General features: G+C 38.7%; 8 protein-coding genes and 1 pseudogene. All 9 read left to right on the forward strand.

Annotation, left to right across the window (positions count from 1 at the left end):
• A partial coding sequence (locus F452_RS13095; protein ID WP_316928571.1) for an RHS repeat domain-containing protein occupies nt 1-825 on the forward strand: 825 nt, incomplete at its 5' end.
• A gap of 11 nt (nt 826-836) precedes the next feature.
• On the forward strand, nt 837-1,502 hold the full coding sequence (locus tag F452_RS0110360) for a hypothetical protein (protein ID WP_018966114.1): 666 nt from the start codon (nt 837-839) through the stop codon (nt 1,500-1,502).
• Nucleotides 1,503-1,897: 395 nt separating this feature from the next.
• Entirely contained in the window at nt 1,898-2,158 is a 261-nt protein-coding gene (locus tag F452_RS13510) for an RHS repeat-associated core domain-containing protein (protein ID WP_080734812.1), read from the forward strand.
• The gene (locus F452_RS13515; RefSeq protein WP_080734811.1) at nt 2,130-2,519 is read left to right on the forward strand and encodes an HNH endonuclease; all 390 of its coding nucleotides are present in this window, start codon (nt 2,130-2,132) and stop codon (nt 2,517-2,519) included. Before F452_RS13510 ends, F452_RS13515 begins: the two co-directional genes overlap by 29 nt.
• A 15-nt stretch (nt 2,520-2,534) precedes the next feature.
• Nucleotides 2,535-2,948 carry a hypothetical protein gene (locus tag F452_RS0110370; RefSeq protein ID WP_018966115.1) on the forward strand — a complete coding sequence of 138 codons (414 nt, stop codon included), beginning with the start codon at nt 2,535-2,537 and terminating at the stop codon, nt 2,946-2,948.
• 197 nt (nt 2,949-3,145) lie between these two features.
• Entirely contained in the window at nt 3,146-3,583 is a 438-nt protein-coding gene (locus F452_RS13520; protein ID WP_080637729.1) for an RHS repeat-associated core domain-containing protein, read from the forward strand.
• Nucleotides 3,534-4,028, forward strand: a complete 495-nt coding sequence (locus F452_RS0110380; RefSeq protein WP_018966117.1) for a hypothetical protein — start codon at nt 3,534-3,536, stop codon at nt 4,026-4,028. The genes F452_RS13520 and F452_RS0110380 overlap by 50 nt, the downstream gene beginning before the upstream one ends.
• A 141-nt stretch (nt 4,029-4,169) precedes the next feature.
• The gene (locus F452_RS11045) at nt 4,170-4,715 is read left to right on the forward strand and encodes an HU family DNA-binding protein (protein ID WP_018966118.1); all 546 of its coding nucleotides are present in this window, start codon (nt 4,170-4,172) and stop codon (nt 4,713-4,715) included.
• Between the two features lie 29 nt (nt 4,716-4,744).
• A pseudogene (locus F452_RS12475) lies at nt 4,745-4,937 on the forward strand (IS5/IS1182 family transposase); the annotation flags it as partial.

Below are 4,937 nucleotides of genomic sequence, written 5' to 3' on the forward strand. Positions count from 1 at the left end.
AACGTGCCTCTACACGAGTGGACGGAGGAATCCGATGTAACCACGTGGCTGTTTGAGGAGGGTACATTCATACCTGCGGCAAAGATAGTTGGCGATAAGTCCTACAGCATTATTACAGACTACTTAGGTACGCCGACTGAAATGTATAACTCCAATGGAGAAAAAACATGGTCGGTAGAATTGGATATTTATGGCTCTGTTCGTAACTTTGCCGGGCGTTCTTTGAGCGATTGTCCGTTCAGGTATCAGGGACAGTATGAGGATGAGGAGACAGGGCTTTATTACAACCGTTTCCGGTATTATTCTCCTGATGAGGGAATGTATATCTCCCAAGACCCGATAGGTTTATTGGGAGGACTGAAGTTATATGGGTATGTAAAAGACATCAATAGCTGGATTGATATTCTGGGTCTATCAGGAACAGGTGGAGCTTATATGTTTGGATTTGCAAGTGGTGATATGTATATCGGAAAAGGTGAAGTAGGAAGGATGAATCAATCCATTTCAACAAGAAGCACTCAGGTTAGTAAAATGGGTGGAGATAATACACTTATTGGAAAGGCACATATAAGTACAGGAGGGAATAATGACCTTGGTAAAATGGTTGAATATAAAGCAATGTATGACGCTGGATTTGAACCGGGAAGAGGAGGAGTTCCGGATGGTTATTTAAATAGACATATGAGTGGAAAATCAACATGGGATGCTAATCCACATTTGCAGGATCAAGCAACAGAATTAGCAAAAAAATTACGAGCTGATTATGACGCAGACGTAAAAGCCAGACAAAAAGCCAGACAAAAAGCAAAAGGTAGTCATCATTAAATTTTTTAGATATGGAAAAATACAAAGTAGATTATAGAGAATCTTCTCCTTTCAAAGGAATAACGATTTTGTTTGACTATTTAGAAGAGGGTCTTGATCATGCTCAGCAAAATAACATTAAAGATGTTTGCGTCCGTAGAGATATAAATGACAACAAAAAAAAGTGTGTAGATTTTAGTTTTTTAAAAAATAGACGTTTTATTGAGACTTTTCATTGGTTGGTTCCTTTGAGCCCAAAATCAGATATTGAAGGTTTGTATTGTTTATCGAATTTGAAAAATCTAAGATGTGGGTTTAATGTTATTGACCTGTCTAATTTCTCAAAACTTGAGATACTCAATATTGGATATCATCCTAAGGTTACAGGTTGGGAAAATTTAAATTCGTTGAAACGATTAGTGATTGGAGGGGTAGAATCCGAAGATTTATCTTTTCTAAGCCAAACGGATAATTTGGAGTTTTTACGTATCATACGAGGAACTTTTACCTCTATAAAAGGACTTGAAAAATGTAATAGATTAAAAACTCTATTTATTCAAAGTTGTAATTCTTTGGTTCACGTAAAAGAAACTGTAGAACAAATGAAGAGTATTGAAAATTTCTTATTAGAAAAATGTAAAAACGTGGATTTGAGAGGAATCGAACAGATAGGATTGAAAAATATATCGGTAATCTAATAGAATGGTACTTCAAATTTGGTAATTATACTACAACAAGTTAGTTATCGAATATAGAAATGCAAGGGCGGGGATATTTTCTTCTGCCTTTTTCTGATTCAAAACGAAATGTTGGTGTGCTAAAAATATTCTCTTTAGAGGAATATGAAATTATGTCAGTTCGTCCTGCAATAATACCTGAGATGAGGTTGTGACAAAAGTGTCATATCTCGAAGACATATAAAGTCAAAACGACCCGTTGGGTTTGGGACGGCAACGTACCACTACACGAGTGGACGGAGGAATCCGACGTAACGACATGGTTATTTGAAGAAGGTAGCTTCGTTCCTTGCGCTAAACTTCAAAATGGAGAGAGCTACAGCATCATAACGGATTATTTAGGTACACCGACCGAAATGTATACCTCCGATGGAAAAAAAACGTGGTCGGCAGAATTGGATATATATGGCTCTGTTCGTAACTTTGCCGGGCGTTCTTTGAGCGATTGTCCGTTCAGGTATCAGGGGCAGTACGAGGATGAGGAGACAGGGCTGTATTACAATCGGTTTAGGTATTATTCGCCTGATAGCGGAATCTATATCAGTCAAGATCCGATCGGGTTGGCGGGTGGAATGCGGTTATATAATTATGTACATGACTCCAATGTATGGACTTGATATACTGGGATTGTATGAAAATGTTGTTTTCCCTAAAGATAAAGTGATTACACAAGTCACAATCCAAATGCAGGGCGATAGAAAATTAGACTTTAAAGCAGCCAATGCAGAAGCTGGTCTTAATGGGGTAAGAGGTAATCCAACTATTGATGCGCATAGACAAATGTATGGAGATGTTACATGGCATCATGCTACCTATGACCCTAAGACAAATACAGCGATCATGCAATTAGTGAGAACTTCCGATCATGAAGCATCACTGCCTCATCAAGGTTCTGTAAAGGAGTTTGAAGATGCAACAGGTACTAAATACGGAAGTGCCGATGCTAAAGAGAAAGCGAAAAAACTGAATAGTCATTGATAAAAAAACAGAATTATGAAATCTAATGAAATTATTTTTGATGAAAATCTAGAAATGTACATTTTCTCGGATGAACTAAGCACAGAAATTTGCATTTCTCTTTCCGACAGTTTGTCAGCATCAGAAGAAGAATTGACAGAGGAATATAAAAATAAGATTGCAAATTTTATAAACAATCTTCCAAATTGGTATAATGAGGCTGTTAAAAGTGTTGTAAAACGAGCTGAACAAATTTATGCCATTGAGGCAAAAAGTAAAGACTTACAATTGATGAATATTTTCATTCTATTTGAACAAGATGAGAATGAATTATATGGCTTAGAATTTAGGACAGAATTTGATGTAGAGCATGGTTGTGGATTGAAAATAAGAGGAATTGATTACAAAGTCATAGAAATAGGAACGGGAGAAATTGCATTTGTAAGATAATTGATAATGCTTTAGATTTGGAGTTATGTTTATAATAAGCAGATAAACAGCTATAAATTTTAAAGCAAAAGCGTAAAAGCAGGGGAATTTTCCTTGTCTTTCTTTTTATTTCAAAAATAAAATGCAACTTTGCTGGGCGTTCTTTGAGCGATTGTCCGTTCAGGTATCAGGGGTAGTACGAGGATGAGGAGACAGGGCTGTATTATAACCGTTTCAGGTATTACAACCCAAGTTCGGGGACTTATATATCTCAAGACCCGATTCGGTTGGCAGGGGGTAATCCCAATATTTACGCCTATGTGTCTGACATAAATAATAGAATTGACCTATTGGGGTTAGACGAGCTGTATGCTCTTGTAGCCCTCGAAGATGGCTGGTATCCTGTCTTCGAGTATGGGAAGAAGAACCCTGTGGGAGAAATGTTTTTGAAAGAGGGTGATTTATGGAAGATAGGAACATCCAAGGATGCCTCCAAACGTTATACACAGAAATTTTTAGAAGAAATTGGAGTGGAGATGAAAGTTTTACATACCAATATTAGCAGGAAAATGACTTTACTTTTGGAGAGAATGAAGATAAAAGGGTATGAAGCATGGAAAGGTTTCTTACCTCCTGGAAATAAATGCCATCATTAAATTCGTCAATATGCATTTTTCAATAGTGTCAGACACCGCTGGCGCAAGAGTTGGTGAATTGGTTTCAGAACTACGCCATATCCTTAAAAATAGGATTAATAGTAAATTTCAAGAATACAGTGTGAGCGTCGGAATAGCCGTTAGATGCTTACCTCAGAATTACAACAGAAAATCATTCGTGCGCTACACAAAGGCGGACAATTATCTTACAATAGATTTCTGTGTTATTCTCGAGGAGTACCTCGAAAAATATAAAATAGAGCAGAGGTATGAGTTAGGAAAGACTTTTCTGGAGTGGTTGAAAATTGGATTGCAAAACAAAGCATTCATAAAAAATAATCCTAACCTTGACAGAGAGCTGCTTTTGAATTATGTTACAGAACTTGGTCAAAAGGAAGGCTGGTTTGTCGATGAGATCGATTGGAGTTTGGATTTGGACAAGTAAATTTTCTTCCCGCCCCAAGCACTGAAATTTTGTTGGCGAAGAAAATAAAATTACTTCGCCAACAAAATATTTTTTCTTCGCGAAGAGAATTTTATACCTTTGCAGTATATTTTATTGTATTTATTATAAGCGTGTATAATTATGGCCAAACTCAAGTACAAAATTGCCGCCCGCAAGCTCAATATCGGCTCGCAAAAGGGCAAAACCGTTTACATTGCCCAACCCGTTAATCTGGGAAGAATCAGTTTCGAAGACTTTGTTAAAGAGGTTGCCGACGGCTCTACCGTCGATGTCGCCGATGTGAAAGCCGTGCTTAGTCGGCTCCATGTCGTAATCGAACGTCTGACGGCTCGCAGTTTCTCGGTCGAGTGCGGAGAATTGGGAACTTTTCGGCCTTCTTTCGGAAGCAAATCGGTAGAAAAACCGGAAGATTTCAAGGTGTCGATGATTCGCCCCGCCAAAATTCTTTTCACACCCAAGCCCGCTTTCAAAAATTCTCTTCGTTCCACGGGATTTGAACTTTACGGTCAGGAAGAGGCATCATCTGCTGCCGATACTGAGCCGTCAACGCCTTCAGGCCCCGTCTGGGAAGTTCCGACGACGGTCTTTAAGCGTATCAAGAGACCATTGCACGGCACTTTTCGTCTTTTAGGGGTTGTGTTTGTTGTATATATCACTGATAAATAGCATATTTACACATAATTAACTGTATCAACATGGCAACTAAACCAACCGAACCGGCTCCCGGCTTCCTACAAGTATATACTCAGGTTCGTCGCGACCGTATGAAGCACTCCTTTCTCCGCCAAATCAATGCTTGTGTTGATTGGCGAGGTATCCGCACCCTGCTGAACAAGAAGTACACCAAGACTCAGAATGCCGTAGGCAACCCTGCCTACGATGCCTTGC

Source organism: Porphyromonas gulae DSM 15663, assembly GCF_000378065.1.
Lineage (GTDB): Bacteria > Bacteroidota > Bacteroidia > Bacteroidales > Porphyromonadaceae > Porphyromonas > Porphyromonas gulae.